The sequence below is a fragment of the Streptomyces sp. NBC_00523 genome (assembly GCF_036346615.1).
Lineage (GTDB): Bacteria > Actinomycetota > Actinomycetes > Streptomycetales > Streptomycetaceae > Streptomyces.
In genome coordinates this window covers 201916-218269 of record NZ_CP107837.1, presented here as the reverse complement: position 1 = coordinate 218269, position 16354 = coordinate 201916, and the positions used below count along the sequence as shown (strand labels likewise).

At 72.4% G+C, this 16354-nt stretch carries 19 protein-coding genes; 10 read left to right on the top strand and 9 right to left on the bottom strand.

Features of this window, described 5'->3' with window-relative positions; all coding sequences use genetic code 11:
* Positions 1 to 3 precede the first annotated feature (3 nt).
* From OHS17_RS33465 to OHS17_RS33455, 3 genes are read left to right on the top strand one after another with little or no spacing between them, the layout of a single operon-like run.
* Positions 4 to 1149, top strand: coding sequence for an acyl-CoA dehydrogenase family protein (locus OHS17_RS33465; protein ID WP_330315560.1), 1146 nt, complete (start codon positions 4 to 6; stop codon positions 1147 to 1149).
* A complete protein-coding gene (locus OHS17_RS33460; protein ID WP_330315559.1) occupies positions 1146 to 1901 on the top strand; it encodes an N-(5'-phosphoribosyl)anthranilate isomerase in 756 nt (251 codons plus the stop codon). The genes OHS17_RS33465 and OHS17_RS33460 overlap by 4 nt, the downstream gene beginning before the upstream one ends.
* Positions 1898 to 2614, top strand: coding sequence for an indole-3-glycerol-phosphate synthase (locus tag OHS17_RS33455; protein ID WP_330315558.1), 717 nt, complete (start codon positions 1898 to 1900; stop codon positions 2612 to 2614). Before OHS17_RS33460 ends, OHS17_RS33455 begins: the two co-directional genes overlap by 4 nt.
* A 60-nt stretch (positions 2615 to 2674) precedes the next feature.
* Here OHS17_RS33455 and OHS17_RS33450 read toward each other — a convergent pair whose 3' ends face one another.
* From OHS17_RS33450 to OHS17_RS33440, 3 genes are read right to left on the bottom strand one after another with little or no spacing between them, the layout of a single operon-like run.
* Positions 2675 to 3310, bottom strand: a complete 636-nt coding sequence (locus OHS17_RS33450; protein WP_161209525.1) for a DUF6875 domain-containing protein — start codon at positions 3308 to 3310, stop codon at positions 2675 to 2677.
* Positions 3307 to 3951 carry a hypothetical protein gene (locus tag OHS17_RS33445; RefSeq protein WP_330315557.1) on the bottom strand — a complete coding sequence of 215 codons (645 nt, stop codon included), beginning with the start codon at positions 3949 to 3951 and terminating at the stop codon, positions 3307 to 3309. Before OHS17_RS33445 ends, OHS17_RS33450 begins: the two co-directional genes overlap by 4 nt.
* Positions 3948 to 5372, bottom strand: a complete 1425-nt coding sequence (locus tag OHS17_RS33440; protein ID WP_330315556.1) for a pyridoxal phosphate-dependent decarboxylase family protein — start codon at positions 5370 to 5372, stop codon at positions 3948 to 3950. Before OHS17_RS33440 ends, OHS17_RS33445 begins: the two co-directional genes overlap by 4 nt.
* Before the next feature lie 259 nt (positions 5373 to 5631).
* Between OHS17_RS33440 and OHS17_RS33435 the strand changes: the two genes are divergently transcribed.
* Together OHS17_RS33435 and OHS17_RS33430 are read left to right on the top strand one after the other, a co-directional pair.
* Entirely contained in the window at positions 5632 to 7101 is a 1470-nt protein-coding gene (locus tag OHS17_RS33435; protein WP_330315555.1) for a multicopper oxidase family protein, read from the top strand.
* 175 nt (positions 7102 to 7276) lie between these two features.
* Complete coding sequence (locus OHS17_RS33430; RefSeq protein WP_018105928.1) at positions 7277 to 7903, top strand: anthrone oxygenase family protein; 627 nt, start codon at positions 7277 to 7279, stop codon at positions 7901 to 7903.
* 59 nt (positions 7904 to 7962) lie between these two features.
* Here the strand turns inward: OHS17_RS33430 and OHS17_RS33425 are convergent, their stop codons facing one another.
* A complete protein-coding gene (locus OHS17_RS33425) occupies positions 7963 to 8457 on the bottom strand; it encodes an anthrone oxygenase family protein (protein ID WP_018105927.1) in 495 nt (164 codons plus the stop codon).
* 151 nt (positions 8458 to 8608) lie between these two features.
* Here OHS17_RS33425 and OHS17_RS33420 point away from each other — a divergent pair, with 151 nt between their 5' ends.
* On the top strand, positions 8609 to 9214 hold the full coding sequence (locus OHS17_RS33420) for an SMI1/KNR4 family protein (protein ID WP_330315554.1): 606 nt from the start codon (positions 8609 to 8611) through the stop codon (positions 9212 to 9214).
* Here the strand turns inward: OHS17_RS33420 and OHS17_RS33415 are convergent.
* On the bottom strand, positions 9189 to 9725 hold the full coding sequence (locus OHS17_RS33415) for a pyridoxamine 5'-phosphate oxidase family protein (RefSeq protein WP_330315553.1): 537 nt from the start codon (positions 9723 to 9725) through the stop codon (positions 9189 to 9191). The two genes, OHS17_RS33420 and OHS17_RS33415, sit on opposite strands and share 26 nt — an antisense overlap.
* Before the next feature lie 145 nt (positions 9726 to 9870).
* On the opposite strand from OHS17_RS33415, the gene OHS17_RS33410 reads away from it, so the two are divergent.
* On the top strand, positions 9871 to 10923 hold the full coding sequence (locus OHS17_RS33410) for a phosphotransferase family protein (protein WP_330315552.1): 1053 nt from the start codon (positions 9871 to 9873) through the stop codon (positions 10921 to 10923).
* Positions 10924 to 11657: 734 nt separating this feature from the next.
* On the opposite strand, the gene OHS17_RS33405 is transcribed toward OHS17_RS33410, so the two are convergent.
* Positions 11658 to 11945: a DUF4190 domain-containing protein gene (locus OHS17_RS33405; protein ID WP_330315551.1), complete on the bottom strand. Its 288-nt coding sequence runs from the start codon at positions 11943 to 11945 to the stop codon at positions 11658 to 11660.
* Between OHS17_RS33405 and OHS17_RS33400 the strand changes: the two genes are divergently transcribed.
* The 3 genes from OHS17_RS33400 (at position 11932) to OHS17_RS33390 (ending at position 13639) form a co-directional block, all read left to right on the top strand.
* Positions 11932 to 12144 carry a response regulator transcription factor gene (locus tag OHS17_RS33400; RefSeq protein WP_383166620.1) on the top strand — a complete coding sequence of 71 codons (213 nt, stop codon included), beginning with the start codon at positions 11932 to 11934 and terminating at the stop codon, positions 12142 to 12144. The two genes, OHS17_RS33405 and OHS17_RS33400, sit on opposite strands and share 14 nt — an antisense overlap.
* Positions 12145 to 12257: 113 nt before the next feature.
* Entirely contained in the window at positions 12258 to 13043 is a 786-nt protein-coding gene (locus OHS17_RS33395) for a VOC family protein (protein ID WP_330315550.1), read from the top strand.
* A gap of 65 nt (positions 13044 to 13108) precedes the next feature.
* Positions 13109 to 13639, top strand: a complete 531-nt coding sequence (locus OHS17_RS33390; RefSeq protein ID WP_330315549.1) for a GNAT family N-acetyltransferase — start codon at positions 13109 to 13111, stop codon at positions 13637 to 13639.
* Between the two features lie 15 nt (positions 13640 to 13654).
* Here OHS17_RS33390 and OHS17_RS33385 read toward each other — a convergent pair whose 3' ends face one another.
* The 3 genes from OHS17_RS33385 to OHS17_RS33375 all read right to left on the bottom strand — a co-directional run bounded on the left by OHS17_RS33385 (position 13655) and on the right by OHS17_RS33375 (position 16332).
* Positions 13655 to 14065, bottom strand: a complete 411-nt coding sequence (locus OHS17_RS33385) for an SgcJ/EcaC family oxidoreductase (RefSeq protein WP_330315548.1) — start codon at positions 14063 to 14065, stop codon at positions 13655 to 13657.
* Positions 14066 to 14131: 66 nt separating this feature from the next.
* The gene (locus tag OHS17_RS33380) at positions 14132 to 15367 is read right to left on the bottom strand and encodes an MFS transporter (RefSeq protein WP_330315547.1); all 1236 of its coding nucleotides are present in this window, start codon (positions 15365 to 15367) and stop codon (positions 14132 to 14134) included.
* Between the two features lie 134 nt (positions 15368 to 15501).
* Positions 15502 to 16332 (bottom strand): MerR family transcriptional regulator, encoded by an 831-nt coding sequence (locus OHS17_RS33375; protein WP_330315546.1) that lies wholly within the window; start codon positions 16330 to 16332, stop codon positions 15502 to 15504.
* Between the last annotated feature and the right edge of the window lie 22 nt (positions 16333 to 16354).

Sequence of the window (16354 nt, the reverse complement as noted above, 5' to 3'; positions counted from 1 at the left end):
CCAGTGATCCGCTGGAACACCGACCAGGCCGACCTGCGGGCCGGCCTGGCCCGGTGGGGCGAGGCACTCAGCGCCGACCACATCGCCCAGGACGAACGAGCGGAGTTCTCCTGGGAGAAGTGGAAACTGGTGCGCCGGTCCGGCATCCTCGCCCTGCCCTTCGCCGAGGAGCACGGCGGCCTGGGCCAGTCCCTCCTCACCACCATGTACGTCCTGGAAGGGCTCGGCGAGCACTGCCGTGACGCGGGTCTGAACTTCTGCGTCACCACCACGCTCGCCAGCACCGGCGTCCCCCTCATGCGGTTCGGCACGCCCGCCCAGAAGGACAGGTACCTCCCCCGGATCAGCTCCGGCGAGGCGATCGGCGCCCATGCGATCACCGAGTCGGAGTCCGGCAGCGACGCGATGGCGATGACCACGCGCGCCGAACGCGACGGCGACGACTTCGTGCTGAACGGAAGCAAGTGCTTCGTCAGCAACGGACCCGTCGCCGACGTGTTCGTCGTGTACGCGCGCACCCACCCCGACGGCGGGGCCCTGGGTGTGACCGCGTTCCTCGTGGACCGGGACACCCCGGGCCTGACCGTCGGCAAGCCCGTCAAGAAGATGGGCCTGCGCACCTCTCCGCTGAGCGAGCTGTACTTCGACGACTGCCGCATCCCGCGCGACCGGGTCCTCGGCCGGGTGGGCGGCGGCTTCATCGTCCTCGACTACGTGATGAAGCGGGAGATCCTGCTCTCGTTCATCGTGAACGTGGGGGAGATGCAGCACCGGTTCGACCGCTGCGTCCAGTACGCCCGCACCCGCCGGTCGTTCGGCAAGACGATCGGCTCCTACCAGTCCGTGGCCAACAAGATCGTGGACGCCAAGATCGGCCTGGAGTCGGCCAGGAAATGGCTGTACGACACCGCCGAACGCCTGGAGGAGGGCGAGGACGTCACGGAGGACCTGGCCATCGCCAAGCTGATCACCAGCGAGGCCAACCTCGCGGGCTCGCTCACCGCCGTCCAGGTCTTCGGCGGCCACGGCTACATGAGCGAGTACGGGCTCGAGATCGACGTCCGCAACGCCGTGGGCGGCACGATCTACTCGGGCAGCAACGAGATCCAGTACAACCGCATCGCGTCCAAGCTGGGCCTGGGCCGATGACCACCCTGTCCCCACCGCGCACCCTCAAGGTCTGCGGCGCCACCAGCACCCGTGACATCGGGGTGCTGGCCGGCGCCGGGGCCGGACTCGTCGGCCTGTGGCACGGCGTCCCCGGCGGCCCCGCGGACCTGCCCGAGCACGAGGTGGCCGCCCTCGCGGCGGCCGTCCGCGCCACCGGCGCCCTGCACCCCGTCCTGGTCACCTTCCTCGGTGACCCGGACGCGGTCGCGGGCGTCCTGCGCCGCACCGGCATCCGCATCGTCCAGCTCCACGCCTACCAGCCGCCCGCCACCGTCCGCGCCCTGCGCACGGCACTGCCCGACGCCGTCATCGTCAAGGTGCTGCACGTCGCGGACGGCACCTGCCCGGAACGCCCCCTGATCGGGGCGTACGAGCGGGCCGGCACCGACCTCTTCCTCATCGACGCCACCACCGCCGACGGCCGCGTCGGCAGTACGGGGCAGCGCCTGGACGAGGACACCGTCCTCCGGCTCGCCGAACGGTTCACCCTGCCGTTCTGGCTCGCCGGCGGACTCGACCGGACCAACCGGTCCGCGTACGAACGGGTCCTGCGCCACCCCCGGCTGCGCGGCATCGACGTCGACACCGCGGCCCGCGGCGACGACGGCCGCTTCGGCGCGATCGAGGTGGCCGGACTGGCCCACGCCTGGGACACCGGGCCGGGCCACCCCACCCCCCGCACTCCTTCCGCCACGGACACCCCGACCACACGGCCTACGGAGCAGCCATGAGCCTTCCCTTCATCGAGTCCCTGCTGTCGGCCCCGCAGCCCCTGGTGATGGAGGTCAAGCGGCGCGACGCGTTCGGCTTCGACCTCATCTCAGGGCACACCCCCGCAGAGATCGTCACCGCCTACGAGAAGGCCGGGGCGCCCTGCATCTCGGTCGTCACGGGACGCTGGTTCGGCGGCACCCGCGAACTGCTCCGCGATGTCGCCCGGCTGACCGAACTCCCTCTGCTCCAGAAGGACTTCATCACCCGCAAGGACCAGCTGGAGACCGCGCGGGAGCTCGGCGCCTCGGCCGTCCTGCTCACCGCCGGACTGCTGTCGGCCTCCGCCCTGCGCGGGCTCACCATCGCGGCGCTCAGCGTGGGCCTGACCCCGTTCGTCGAGGCCACCACCGAGGCCGAGATCGCGTCCGTGCCGCACGCCGACGAGTGCGTCATCGCCGTCAACAACAAGGACATCAAGACCCGCGAGCGCGACCGGGGCGACCTGGCCCGCAGCTTCGAGCTGCTGCCCGCCCTGCGTGCGAGCGGCACCCCCTGCCCGGTGAGCGCCAGCGCCATCGACAGCCCGCAGACGGCGGCCCGGCTGCTCGACGCCGGCTACAAGGGCCTCCTCGTCGGCACCGCCCTGCTGCGCAGCGGCGACCCCGGCGAGTGGCTGCGTACGCTGGAGAGCAGCCGTGGCACCACCCGGGCGGCCCTCCATCCGTCGTGAGTCTCCGTACCGGACGAAGGGGGCTCCGCGGCCACGGAGCCCCCTTCGCGTTGCCCGCCGTCAGGAAACGACGCGGTTGACCAGCTGGTCGCGCACCCGGGCCGGGATGTCCGGGGCGAACCGGCGCAGATAGTGGTCGATGTGCCGGTCCGCGCCGACCAGGAACGGCAGGTCGAAGACCAGCAGCCGGCGCACCGCGAGCAGCGGCACCGGTGAGCGCAGCGGCGCGAAGTCCTCGTTCCACAGTCCCGGCTCGGCGCACAGCGGATGGAACTGGCCGATCATCAGCCCCTGGGCCACGAAGTCGTCCTTGGCGTCCGCCTGCAACAGGTCCAGGTCCGCCGGGTCCGCGTGGTCGAGGTCGGGGAGCACCATCAGTACGGTGAGGAGTTCCCGCTCGTCCTCCGGGAGCTCCGCCGCCAGCCGTTCGTACCAGCTGCGCAGTGCCTCCACCGCACCGGGCAGCGCGGCCGGGGTGCTCTGCGCGGGCACGGCCAGCAGGAACCGGCCGGCGCGCAGCGAGGGCTGGGTGTACGGGCACACCGGGCCGCTGCGCCCCAGCTCGGGGTGGCTCGACACCAGGAAGGTCCGGCTCCACTCCAGCACCTCGCGCAGCGGCCCGAGCTGTCCGGCCGGCACGAGACCGCGGTCCACCTGACCCGGCGTGTAGATCTGCAGCCGGCTGTCGCCCCTCATCGCGGCTCCCGCCACAGCGGCCGGAGGCGCGGCCCGCCGTCCGGCAGCACGATGTCCTCGCCCAGCCGCACGAAGCCCTGGCCCCGCGCCGACGCCTCGCCACCGGGCGAACTGGCCTCCGCGTAGGCCGCGCAGCCCGCCGCGTCGGCCTCCCGCAGCACCTCGGCGACGAGCGCGCCGAGCAGCCCCCGGCCCCGCGCGCCGCCGCGCACCGCGCCGAACGACGCGTAGTAGTGCGGCCGGGCCGGGTGCCGGGACGCCTGGAGCTCGGCGATCAGCGCCAGCGAGGCGGCCTCGCGGACACCGAGGACGTCCTCGAAGCGCTCGGCGAACTCCTCGCCCCGCGCCTCCAGTTCGGCCTGGGCGCCCGGCGGCGTCCACAGCAGCACGGCGTCCAGGTCCGGGGTGCAGGTCACCGCGTCGTACGCGAAGGACATGTCGAGGAACACCTCGAACAGGCCGGGCAGCACCCGCGCCCTGCGCTCCGGGTCCGGGGTGATCCAGCGGGTCAGCGGGTCGTCGTGGAACGCGTCCGCCAGCAGCGCCGCGAGGGGGCCGGTTTCGTCGCGTCGGGCGCGCCGCAGGGCCGGCCGGGGTGCGGTCGGCAGGGGCGGCGGCGGGAACGTGGACAGGTGGGTCACGAAGTTCTCCTCCCGTTCGATGAGGGGTGTGCTGGGCGCGGCGGTCGGACGCGCCCGGTGACGGCGAGCTCTGCCACCCGGTGGTGCAGCTGGTCCAGGTGGAGTTCGGCTTCCGGTTTGATCAGGACGCTGCGCATCACCCGGGCCGTGGCGGCGTCGGCCACCACGTCGGGTCGGCGCCGCGCGAAGTCCGCCGCGTCGGTCCGCAGCACGCTGAGGAACACGGGGTCCCGTTCCGCGTGCATGCCGTCCGTGAGCAGCCGGCCGGACGCGGCGTCGACGGCGGACAGCGTCAGGGGCCGCGCCGCGGGGAAGTAGCTGACGATGTCCAGCTGGGGTGCCTGGTACGTCTCCAGCTCCTCGGACGCCTCGATGCGCTCCGCCCATCCGACGGCCGCGCGGCGGCTGCCGGCCAGGACCTCGCCGAAGCCGTCCCGGGTCAGCGGCAGCAGTTGCAGCGTCAGCCAGAGCGCGGCGGCCGCCGCCCCGGCCCGCGAGCACTCCAGGCTGATCTCGCCCAGGTGCAGTGCGGCCTCGGTGAAGTAGGTGTACGGCGAGTCGTGCGCGAGGTGGTTCCGGGCGGCGTCGTCGTTGAACAGCACCGCCCCGCACCCGTAGGGCTGGAGGCCGTGCTTGTGCGGGTCCACCACGACCGAGTCGCAGTCCGCGATGGCCCGCCACGGGCGTACGTCGATGCCCTCGGGCCGGTCCGAGCGCCCGAGGAGCGCGTAGAACCCGCCGTAGGCGGCGTCCACGTGCACCCGTACGCCGTAACGCCGGGCCAGCGGCACCACCTCGTGCACCGGGTCGACCGCCCCCAGCCCCGTCGTCCCCGTGGTCACCACGACGGTGCCGACCCGGCCGGCCGCGAGCAGCTTCTCCAGGGCGTCCAGGTCGATGCGGCCCAGTCCGTCGGCGGGCACCCGGTGACCCTCGACGCCGAGGACCCCGCACATGCGGGCGTGCGTGTAGTGGCATTCGGCGCTGTACGCGATGCCGCGCCCGGGATGCGTCTGGCGCGCCACGTACAGCGCCTCCAGGTTGGCCATGGTCCCGCTCGTCGTCAGATGGCCCAGGTGCGAGCCCCGGAAGCCGAACATCCCGGCGAGCAGTTCCACGCACTCGCGTTCCATCTCGGTGGTGGCCGGACCGCCCTCGGCGGCGTGGTTGTTCGGGTTGAACAGCATCGCGGTGACGTAGCCGACGACCGCCGCGGGATGGGGCGGCTTGACCATCTGCCCCGCGTAGCTCGGATGGAAGAACGGATAGTTGTCGTCCAGCCGCTTCGAGAACGCGGCGAACGCGGCGCCGAACTCCTCGTCCCCGACCAGGTGCGACGGGTGCTCCCGGTACGGGCCGAAGCGCTCTCCCCATTGTTCGGCCACGTCTACGGCACGCGGCAGCCAGTAACGAAGATCCACGGTCGGCCTTCCGGTGGGGGGCAGGTGGGCAGGGGCGTGGGGCAGTGGACGGCTCAGGTATACGGAGCGGAGCGCAAGCCGACCGCAACCGGTTCCCTGGCGGATCTGGGCCGGGTCTGGACGTGTTCTCCAGCGCGAAAACGGGATACTCGCCGCGTACCGGCCCTCTGGGTGCCCGCCCTAGCAGCCCCCGAGACGCGTACGAGCCGTCCTTGCTTGATTCGGCGCGTCCGCCGAATCAAGCAGCAGGAGTTCCGTGATGGTGACCAGACGCACTCTGATGACCGCCCTGAGCGTCACCGGCGCCGGGCTGTTCACCGGCGCGGCCTTCACCCCGCTGATGACGGCGGGCGCCGCCCCGCGCGAGGACGCCGCCGCGACCGGCGGGGCCGTCCCCGTGGGACCCGCCGTCCAGCCGTTCCAGGTGCCGTTGCCCCTGCTGCCGGTGCTCACTCCCGGCGCGACGCGCGGCGGCGCCGATGTCTACGACATCACGATGCGCCGCACCCGCGCCGAGATCCTGCCCGGCCTGAGCACCGACGTCCTCACCTACGACGGGCACTTCCCCGGCGGCATCGTCCGGGCCCGCTCCGGGCGCCCCGTGGTGATGCGTCAGCACAACCAGCTGGGCGTGGACACCTCGGTGCACCTGCACGGCGCCTCGGTGCCCGTCGCCAGCGACGGCGACCCGATGAGCACCTTCGCCTCCGGGACGAGCCGCACCTACACGTACCCGAACCAGCAGCCGCACGCCTCGCTCTGGTACCACGACCACGCCCACCACTCGGAGTCCGAGAACTGCTACCGGGGCCTGTCGGGCAGCTATCTGCTCACCGACGACGTGGAGGAGGCGCTGCCGCTGCCGGCCGGGCGCTACGACGTCACCGTGGCGCTGCGCGACGCCCACTTCGGCGACGACGGGCAGCTGCTGTACATCCTGGACGACGCGGAGGGTCGCTCCACGATCCTCGCGAACGGCAAGCCGTACCCGTACCTCCAGGTCGCCGCCCGCAAGTACCGCTTCCGGCTGCTGAACTCGTCCAACCTGCGGTTCTTCGCGCTGCGGCTGGCCGACGGCTCGTCCTTCACGCAGATCGGCTCCGACGGGGGCCTGCTGCCGCGCCCCTTCACCACCGACTCGCTGCTCCTGTCACCGGCCGAGCGCGCGGACATCGTCATCGACTTCTCCCGCTACCCGGTCGGCACCCGGCTGGTCCTGGAGAACACCCTCGGCCCCGGCGATCCGGACCGGACGGGCAAGGTCATGCGCTTCGACGTGGTGCGCAAGGCACCCGACCCGAGCCGGGTGCCGCCCGTCCTGCGTACACTGCCGCCGCTGCCGCCGGTCACCGGTCGGCGCTCCTTCGACCTGAACGTCGCCGTCGTCGGCGGTGAACCGCAGGGCACCATCAACGGCCGCGTCTACGATCCGGCGCGCATCGACACCGAGATCCCGTACGGCGCCAGCGAGGTCTGGACCGTCACCAACACCAACACCGACGTGCCGCACAACTTCCACATGCACCTGGTGCAATTCCGCGTCCTGGAGCGGAATGGGAAGTCGCCGACCGGGGCGGAGGCGGGCCTGAAGGACACCGTGTGCCTGCTGCCCGGCGAGACGGTCAAGCTCCAGGCGACCTTCGACTCCTACCGGGGCACCTACGTCTACCACTGCCACCTGCTCGACCACTCCGCGATGGGCATGATGGCGCAGATGCGCATCCGCTGATCCGTCGCACCCCGGCACGCCCGTTCGAGTGTCGCTCGACGTTCGCTGGAGGAACGCTCGTGATCCTGTCCAGGGCGGCCTCCGCGCCCGCGGCGGGAGCAAAAGCACCTCTATCCTCGTCAACAGCGCGCCTCGGCACCCTACTTACGAACCGGACAAGAGCGAGGACGTACCGATGACACCCAATCAGTACCCGCAGCAGCAGGGCCCCACCGGCGCGCAGGCGCCGTACCAGCAGCCGTGGGGACAGCCCGCCGCGCCCGTGCCGCCGCGGGAGGACCGCCCGAACAAGGCCGCGGGCTGGCTGCACATGATCTCGGTGATCACGCTCGGGCTCATGGCCGGCCTGTTCTTCGCCTACGACGTCTCCGTCATGCCCGGCCTCGCGAAGACCGACGACCGCACCTACGTGACCGCGATGCAGCAGTTCAACGCGATGATCGACGGCAACGGCCTGTTCGCGCTCATCTTCATGGGGGCCATCGTCGCCGCGGGCCTCGCCGCGTTCCTGGAGTTCCGCCGGGGACGCAAGACCATCGCCCTGTGGGCCGGTCTCGCCGCCGTGCTCTACCTCGTCGTCCTGATGCTGACGATGGGCGTCGAGATCCCGCTCAACAACCAGCTCGCCGACCTCGGCAACCCGGCCAAGATCCACGACTTCTCGCTCGTCGACAAGTTCAAGGGCACCTGGGAGACCGTCAACATCTTCCGTACGCTCCTCAACACGGCGGCCCTCGGCTGCGCGGCGTACGCCGCCAAGCTGCACGGCCGCGCGGAGGCGCTGCTGTCCGTCGGCCGCTGAGCCGACGCTCCGGGGAGGGCGGGTACGGGCACGGGCCCCGTACCCGCCCTCCCGCGCGTTCAGCTGCCGCCGTTGAGGACGAGGGCCCAGCACAGCAGCCCCGTGGCGGCGATGCACAGCAGCGTCCGCAGCACGTTCCCCCGCGCCCAGGCCCCTTCGAACGCCGCCCGCACCGCCTCGGGCCGGGCGATCCCGTCCACCGGGCCCGCCGCGTCCAGCGCGTTGTTCAGCGGGATGTTCAGGCGGCTGGTGACCCCCATCGACGCGATGTAGCAGACGAGCGCCGCGACGGTCGGCACCACGGCGTCCCGGTCCCCGCCACCGAACTGCAGCCCGACCGCGAGCCCCGTGAACACCAGGGCCCCGATGTAGCCGAGCACGAACCACCCGTTGAGGATGGCCACGTTGACCCGCTGCATCACATCGATGAACGTACGGTCCCCCGTCCCGCGCAACGCCGGCATCACGGAGATGGCGAAGCCGTAGAACAGCCCGCTGATCAGCCCCGTCGTCACGGTGGCCGCGATGAGCGCGAGCGTTTGTGCGATCTCCATTGCCTGACCCTTCAGCTTCTGCCGGTGCGGCGGTGCTTGCTCAAGTCAACTCTCCTCTGCGCAAAGGGAATGCAACAGGAAGGTCAAGTGCCGTGGTCCAGAGTACGGGGGCACCGGTGGCGGCGGGGCGCAATTGTGGCAGTCTGCGCGGGTGGATGATCTCGTCGGCACGCAGGCCCCGGCCCGCCGCCTCACCGACCCGGCCGAGGCGGTCGCGGAACTCGAACGCGTGCTGCCCGCTCTCGCGGCGCACCGCCTGCCGGTCCCGCCGGGCGTCGACTGGGCCCGCCTGGAAGAAGCCTTGGGAACGGCCCTGCCCGCCGACTACAAGCTCCTGCGTGACCGCTATCCCACGTTCGTGCTGAGCGACTTCCTGCTCGTGGGCGGCCCGGCCCCGGGCGGGGAAGCGGCCTGGGCGGAGGACACCGACGACCTGGCGACCCTGGCCGAGTGGTGCGAGGACGCCGACCTGTCCGTCCCCCTGCACCCGTACCCCGCCCCCGGCGGCCTGCTGCCCTGGTCGTCCTCCTACCAGGGCGACTACTTCCTCTGGTCCACCGACCCGTCCGGCCCGTCGGCCTGGACGGTGACGGTCGCCTCGCGCAACGGCGCCTGGTGGCACTACACCGGGGGAGCGGTGCAGTTCCTCACCGACCTGGCGGGCGGCGCGCTGGAGTGCTGGGGACTGCCGCAGATCCGCCCGGACATCACCTGGGTCCAGCCCCAGGGCGTCACGGCCGGAAGCGGGTCTGGCTGAACGTCTCGCCCCGGCCGAACGCGAGGACCTTCGCCGGTCGGACCGCGAACACCGGGACGACCGCGCCCGGCTCCCCGGAGGTCTCCGGCTGAGGCCCCTCCGGCCGGTGCCGGAAGCCGCCCTCCACCGCGTCGTACGGCCACCCGATCTTCGCCATCCACAGCTCCGCGAGCCGCTCCAGCGTCCCGCGCTCGGAGACGCGCAGCGCGGGCCCCTCGACCACGACGTCGAGCCCCCGCCCGTACGCGTTGTTGCCGGTCGTCAGGGCGCAGTTCGGATTACGGGTGAGGTTGCGGCCCTTCTGCTCATCGAGCCCCGTCGAGAAGTGCAGCGCCCCGTCGAGCCACACCGCCGGCAACGGCGTCACATGCGGCCGCCCGTCCGGCCGGACCGTCGAGAGCCAGAACATCTCGGCCCCTTCGAGAACGGCCACCACCTCACTCCACGAGGTCGCCGTCGCCCCGGCACTGCTGTAGTCGGGATGAAGCTCCGCCACGGGTTCGTTCGTCATGATTCCGCCGCCCTCGACATGGTCCTGGGAAACCTCCAGTCTGCGCGGCGACCAGGCCCCTCGCCCGCATGCGGGGCCGCCGGATACGGAGAAGAACGACGCCGTCGTCGGAGGCCCCGCCCTCGCGGCGGTTACGCTCCTCCCCATGCCGAAGTCCCTCCCGCTGACCGCCCCCCTGCTCTCCGCCCTGGGCGGCATCCCCGCGCAGGCCGAGCCTCTGGACAGCAGTCCCCGGTCGCGGGTGTGGCGGGTGCGGGCGGGGGACGGGCGGGTCGTGATCGTCAAGCAGATCACCGGCGACGGGGACGTCACCGCCGACGCGGACGCGCGGTTCGCCCGGGAGGTCGGCGGGCTGCGGCTGGCGGGGCGCGGCTCCGTGGCCCCCGCGCTGCTCGCCACGGACCCGGGCGCGCGGGTCATGCTGCTGGAGCACGTGGACGACCTCGGCCGGACCGAGGACTGGATGCCGGCGTACGCCGACGCGCTCGCCCGGCTGCACGCCCTGACCGGGCCCGCCGACGCGGGCGCGCTCCCTGCCTGGTCGGGGCCCACGGCCGCCGACGCGGAGTCCTTCCTCGCCCTGGCCCGGGCGCTCGACGTGCCCGTACCGGCCGCCGTCCCGGACGAACTCGCCGGGCTCCTGGCGCGGCTCGACCCCACCGGGCACCACGCCCTGCTGCACGGCGATCCGTGCCCCGGCAACGACCTGCGCACCCCGGACGGCGTCCGCTTCGTGGACTTCGAGCGGGCCGCGCTCGGCAACGGCCTGGTCGAGCTCGCGTACTTCCGCATCGGCTTCCCCACCTGCTGGTGCGCCATGTCGGTCACCGCCGCGCCGCTCACGGAGGTGGAGGCCGTCTACCGGTCCACCTGGCGTGACCTCACGGGCCGCGACGTTCCCGGCGACCTCGCCGACGCGTGCGCGGGCTGGATGATCCAGGGCGACGCGCTGGTCGAACGGGCGCACCGGGGCACGGCCGACCAGCTCGCCCGGGTGCCCACCGAGGACTTCGAGTGGGGATACGTCTCCGCCCGCGAACGCCTCGTCCACCGCCTGGGCGTCGTCGCCGACCTGACCCGCGACCACGACCACCTGCACGCCCTCGGCCGTCTCGCCTCCGCCCTGGCCACCCGCCTGCTGCACAACTGGCCGGCCCTCCGCCCGCTGCCCACGCCGGACGAACGGCCCTGGTACTAGTTCTCGCAGTCCAGGTCCTTCGCCGGCATCCGCCCCGTGGTCAGGTACGCCGTGGCCACCCCGTCCGCGCAGGAACCGCCGCCCGGGGAACAGCTGCATGTAGACGGCCCCGAGGTAGGTGCCGTACGAGATGCCCAGATAGGAGATCCGCCTCTCGCCCAGCGCGGCCCGGATGACGTCCATGTCCCGGGCGCTGTTACGGGTGGTGAGCTGCGCCAGTTCGTCACCGGCGGCGGCCCCAGGCACTTCCCGGCGACCGTACGGGCCCGGGCCACGTCCTTCGCGAACGTCGCGGCCCTCTACGGGTGGTCGGCCTGCTCCTCGGCGGTCAGACCGCAGTGCACGGGGGCGCTGCGCCCGGTGCCCCGCGGGTCGAGCCGATGAGGTCGTACCGCCGCTTCACCTGCGCGGGGAGCTTCAGGAGCGGATCGGCGGGCAGGTCGAGACCCGGCGCCCCTGGCCCGCCCGGAGCCGGGAGACGGCGATGCCGATCGTCCTGCCGCCGGGTTCGGCGTCATCCAGCGGCACCTTGAGCGTCGTGCACCGGAGCGCGCCGGGCCTTCCGGTGTCGCAGGGTTTCCACCGGAGTTCCTGGTGCGTGTACGGCTTCAAGGCGTCACCGGGCGGCTCCGACGGCGGCGCAGCCCGCCGCCGTCGGGATCAGGAGGGAGGCCGCCACGAGCAGACGGAGTGCGGGGGCGTTTCTGGTGCGCACGGTGAGGTCCGTTCCCGCGTCAGTTCGCGTCGAGGTGCAGGCGGACGCACTGCGCGTACTGGTGCAGGCTGTCGGGCCGGTAGCACTCCTGTGTCCGGTTCGCGTACCAGAGGAGGAGGATGACGGCCAGGGCGGCCACCACGATCGCCAGCGAGGAGGTCACCAGTGCGGTGACGGCCTTGCCCCGGCCGACACCGGTCCGCCCGGCCGTCATCAGCGCGGCGAGGCCCAGGATCAGGCCGGCCACGGCGAGGAGACCGCCGATGAGGACGGGGGCGGCGAGGAGCCCGGCGATGCCCAGGACCATGGCGGCCGTGGCCGGTCCGTTCCTCGGCGGTGTCTCCGGCCTGTCCAACCCGGAGATCGCCGGGCTGTGCCGGGTGAGCCCGGGGACGGTGAAGACGCATGTGGGCAACGTGCTGACCAAGCTCGGCGCGCAGAACCGGACCCACGCGGTGGTCATCGCGTACGAATCGGGCCTGGTCGTGCCGGGGATCGCGGGCTGACGCCCGGGGGCCGGGCGCGAATCACCCGACCGGCCCGATTCCGCTCGCGCGGGGTCCGGGTAAGGACGGCCCGTCCACCCCCGAGCAGCCTCCCGGAGGCACCCGTGCCCGAAATGAACGATCCCTACCGGCCCGGCACCCCCTGCTGGATCGACTTGATGGTCCCCGACCAGCAGGCGGCCATCGACTTCTACTGCGACCTCTTCGGCTGGCAGGGCGAGGTGGGCCCGCCGGAGCAGGGCGGCTACTCCGTCTGCACGCTCAAGGGCAAGCCCGTCGCCGGGATCATGAAGGCGATGAACCCGGACGGCTCGGTGCCGGACCCGATGCCGCCGACGGCGTGGACGACGTATCTGTCGACCGACGCCATCGACGCCACGCTCACGTCCGTCACCGATGCCGGCGGCGCGGTCGTCGTCCCCCCGATGGACGTCATGGACCTCGGCCGCATGGCCGTGATCGCCGACCCGGCGGGCGCCGTCTTCGGCCTGTGGCAGCCCGGCACCTTCGGCGGTGCGGGCATCGTCAACGAGCACGGCGCGCTGATCTGGAGCGAGCTGACCACCCCCGACCCGGACGCGGCCTCCGCGTTCTACTCCGCCGCCCTGCCGGTGACGACGACCCCCTCCGAGATGGAGGGCGCCGACGGCTACGTCGAGTTCCAGGTCGACGGGCGGGCGGTGGGCGGCATGATGGATATGAGCAAGCTCCCGCCGAACGTCACGCCGCACTGGCAGCCGTACTTCGCGGTGGACAGCGTGGACGACATCCAGGCGGCCGCCGTCCGCGCCGGCGCCACGGTCCTGGCCCCCGCCTTCGACATGGTCGCCGGCCGCATGGCGGTCCTGGCCGACCCCCAGGGCGGGCCGTTCTCGGTCATCTCGCCGAAGGCGTCGTAGGGCCCGGCACGGGCGCGGGGAGGACGCCGCCTCCCGCGCCCGTACACGCGTGCGAAGATCGGGACATGAAGGACCTGGGCCCGACCGACCTGCGCTTCCGCCTCGCCGACGGCGACGACCTCGCCTCGCTCGTACGGCTGCGCGACGACGCGGCCCGTTGGATGCTCGCCCAAGGCGTCACCGGCCAGTGGCAGCCCGGCGAACTCGGCGAGGACCACTTCCGCCGGATCATGGAGACCGGCGAGGTGTGGCTCGCGGAGTCCGGGGGCCGGGCCGTCGGCGCCTGGGAGCTGTGGTGGCAGGACGAGGACGCCTGGGGCCCGCAGCCGGCACCGGCCGGTTACGTGCACCGGCTGATGGTGGACCGCGGCGGCGTCCCGCCCGGCACGGGACGCCGGCTCCTGCGCGCCGCCGAACGCCGCGTGGGCGAGGCGGGCCGGGCGCTGGTGCGCCTGGACTGCCTGGCGGGCAACGAGCCCCTGACCGCGTACTACCTCGGCGCCGGCTACCGCGTGGTCGGCCGCAAGGAGGGTAAACCGCAGCCGGGCGGTACGCCGAAGTCGTTCACGCTCCTCGAAAAGGCGCTGACCGGCTGACGGGAGCCGATGCGGTCAGCCCGCCACCACCTCCGTGTTCTGACCGGCGGTCAGCAGCCACCGTCCGTCATCGCCCCGGCTCATCACGTACAGCGGAGCGCCCTCGCTCTCCTCCTCCGGCGCCAGGTAGCGCTGCCGGATCTTGACCGCCGCGACGTCCGGGCGGATGAAGAGGACGTGCGCCACCTCGTAGGTGACCTGCCCGGCCCAGTCGGCGGCGGGCAGCACGGTCCGGGTGAACGCGGAGATCGCGTCGAGGCCGATGAGGACCTTGCCGTGGGCCGTCGTCCAGACCGCGTCGGGCCGGAAGAGGGCCAGGAACGCGTCGGGGTCCTTGCTCTGCTGGGAGCGCTCGACGGTGGCGACGACCGCGCGGATCGCTTCGAGGTCGGCGGCGTGTGCGCGTGTTCCGGTTTCGGTATCCATGCCAGGAATCCTGCAACCTCAAGTCCGCTTGAGATCAAGCCCGGTCGAGATCAGGTCTGCTTGAGATCAAGTTCGGTTGAGATCGAGGGCCGCCCGGGGTACCCGCTCCCGCCGGGGGAGCAGCAGCGGGGTACCCAGGATGAGCACCCCCGCCACCGCGAGGCCCGTGCGCGGCCCGGTGGCGTCGGCGAGCAGCCCGGCGAGCGCGGTGAGCACGGCGATGGACGCCTGCTGCCCGATCGACCAGGCGGTGAGCATCCGGGCGACGAGGTGCTGGGGCGTGTGTTCCAGCCGGTACGTGGAGAGCACCGGCCCGTACAGGCTCATGTTGACGATGATGGCCAGCTCGACCGCCATCACCGTGACGAGCCCGACGACACCCGGCCGTACGAATACGAGCCCGATCAGCCACACCGCGCGCAGGGTGCCCACGGTCCGGAAGACGCGGTCGCGGCCGTGGCGGGCGACGACCCGGCGGGCCAGCCGCGAGCCGATGAGCCCGCCGAGACACGGAGCGGCGAAGGCGAGACCGTACTGCCAGGGCGGAAACCCGAGCCGGCGCAGCAGGAGCACGGCCAGCAGCGGTTCGGTGGCCATGATGAGGCCGCCGACGAGGACTTGGTTGAGGTAGAGCGCGCGCAGCACGGGGTGGCCGAAGATGTGCCGCCACCCGGCGAGCAGTGCGCCCGCCCGCAGCGGAGTCCTGTCCGCCGTTCCCGGCGTCTCTTCCCGGCCCCGGATCGCCGTGATGCCGAGCGCGGAGAGCAGATAGCTGAGCGCGTCGGCCACCACCGTCGTGACCGGCCCGAAGACCCCGATCGCCGCGCCGCCGAGGGGTGGGCCGACCGCGATGGAGCTCCAGTTCGTGGACTCGAACCGCGCGTTGGCGACGAGCAGGTCCTCCCGGCGGACGAGCGCCTTCAGGTACGCGCCGCTCGCCGCGCCGAACGCGATCTTCGCCGCGGCGATCACCGCCGACACCACCAGCAGCTGGACGAACCCGAGCAGCCCGAAGGCGTAAGCGACCGGGATCGACGCCATGGCCGCGAACCGGACCAGGTCCATCCCGATCATGACGGGCCGCTTGCGCCGGAACTCCACCCAGGGCGCGAGCGGCACCGCGATCAGCGCCCCCACGGCGGGCCCGACCGCCGACAGCGCGGACACCTGGGCGGGCCCGGCGTCCAGCACGAGCACGGCGAGCAGCGGCAGCGCTCCGAACCCGAGCCCCGACCCGTACGCGCTCACCGCGTAAGCGGCCCACAGCCGGCCGAACGGCCGGCCCAGCGCTTTCCTTCCCACCCACACCTCACCCGGACAACCGAAAAGTGACGGACGAGAGCTAACCGCGCACGAGAACCCCAGGTCAAACAACCAGTGACCGGTTGGTGCACAACCGCAGGTTGTGCATCAACCGCATCGGTGGCGGCCTTCCGCTAGCGGTCCAGCACCGCCTGGAGCTCCGTGACCCACTGGGAGCGGTCGTCCGGCGGGCAGGACAGCGAGACCTCACGGACGTAGCCCACCTGACGGCGGTCGTTGTCCTCGATCCAGCGGACCAGCAGCTGCTCGGTGGCCAGCATCTCGCCCTCCATCGGCCCGCGGTGCACGATCGTGGCCGCCTCGGCCACTCCCGGCAGGTGGACGACGGCGAACTCCTGGTCCCGGGGCACCGCGTCCGGGTCGACCGGCAGGGCGGCGTGCACCGTGATCGCGCCGCCGCCCTCGGGGGCGTCCTCGTAATAGGCGACACCCGGACCGGCCGGCCGCACCGATGCGGCGTCCGTCAGCCGGCACAGCCGGTCGAAGAGCGGACCGATCACGGGCCCGATGTGCGCGGGCTCCCAGCTCTGGGCGGTCGCCGACAGCTCCGCCACCCACTGGCCGGGCAGGCTCTTGATCACCACGTCGTTCGCGGGCATACGTCCCTCACTCTCGATCGTCCGGAGCCTCGCCTCCACCTGGCCCAGCCGTGCCTGCGCGGCCGCCCTCTCCGTCTCCAGCTCCGCCTGGCGCAGACGGAGCATGCCGCGCAGCTCATCGGCGTTCACCTGCTCGTCGACGATGGTGCCGACCTGTTCCAGGGTGAAGCCGAGTTCCTTGAGCGCGACGATGCGGTTGAGGCGGGCGAGCTGGCCGGCACCGTAGTAGCGGTAGCCGCTGGCCGGGTCGGTGCGCTGCGGGTGCAGCAGGCCGAGGGTGTCGTAGTGCCGCAGCATGCGGATCGACACCTGGCCGTATCTGGCGAATTCTCCGATGGTCAACATCACGACTCCAGTGCAGGGCCTC

Excerpts from the sequence above, each read along its gene's own strand:
- OHS17_RS33460 (WP_330315559.1), top strand. The coding sequence starts at position 1,146 with ATGACCACCCTGTCCCCACCGCGCACCCTCAAGGTCTGCGGCGCCACC.
- OHS17_RS33455 (WP_330315558.1), top strand. The coding sequence starts at position 1,898 with ATGAGCCTTCCCTTCATCGAGTCCCTGCTGTCGGCCCCGCAGCCCCTG.
- OHS17_RS33450 (WP_161209525.1), bottom strand. The coding sequence starts at position 3,310 with ATGAGGGGCGACAGCCGGCTGCAGATCTACACGCCGGGTCAGGTGGAC.
- OHS17_RS33435 (WP_330315555.1), top strand. The coding sequence starts at position 5,632 with ATGGTGACCAGACGCACTCTGATGACCGCCCTGAGCGTCACCGGCGCC.
- OHS17_RS33430 (WP_018105928.1), top strand. The coding sequence starts at position 7,277 with ATGACACCCAATCAGTACCCGCAGCAGCAGGGCCCCACCGGCGCGCAG.
- OHS17_RS33425 (WP_018105927.1), bottom strand. The coding sequence starts at position 8,457 with ATGGAGATCGCACAAACGCTCGCGCTCATCGCGGCCACCGTGACGACG.
- OHS17_RS33415 (WP_330315553.1), bottom strand. The coding sequence starts at position 9,725 with ATGACGAACGAACCCGTGGCGGAGCTTCATCCCGACTACAGCAGTGCC.
- OHS17_RS33410 (WP_330315552.1), top strand. The coding sequence starts at position 9,871 with ATGCCGAAGTCCCTCCCGCTGACCGCCCCCCTGCTCTCCGCCCTGGGC.
- OHS17_RS33400 (WP_383166620.1), top strand. The coding sequence starts at position 11,932 with ATGCCCAGGACCATGGCGGCCGTGGCCGGTCCGTTCCTCGGCGGTGTC.
- OHS17_RS33405 (WP_330315551.1), bottom strand. The coding sequence starts at position 11,945 with ATGGTCCTGGGCATCGCCGGGCTCCTCGCCGCCCCCGTCCTCATCGGC.
- OHS17_RS33395 (WP_330315550.1), top strand. The coding sequence starts at position 12,258 with ATGAACGATCCCTACCGGCCCGGCACCCCCTGCTGGATCGACTTGATG.
- OHS17_RS33390 (WP_330315549.1), top strand. The coding sequence starts at position 13,109 with ATGAAGGACCTGGGCCCGACCGACCTGCGCTTCCGCCTCGCCGACGGC.
- OHS17_RS33385 (WP_330315548.1), bottom strand. The coding sequence starts at position 14,065 with ATGGATACCGAAACCGGAACACGCGCACACGCCGCCGACCTCGAAGCG.
- OHS17_RS33375 (WP_330315546.1), bottom strand. The coding sequence starts at position 16,332 with ATGTTGACCATCGGAGAATTCGCCAGATACGGCCAGGTGTCGATCCGC.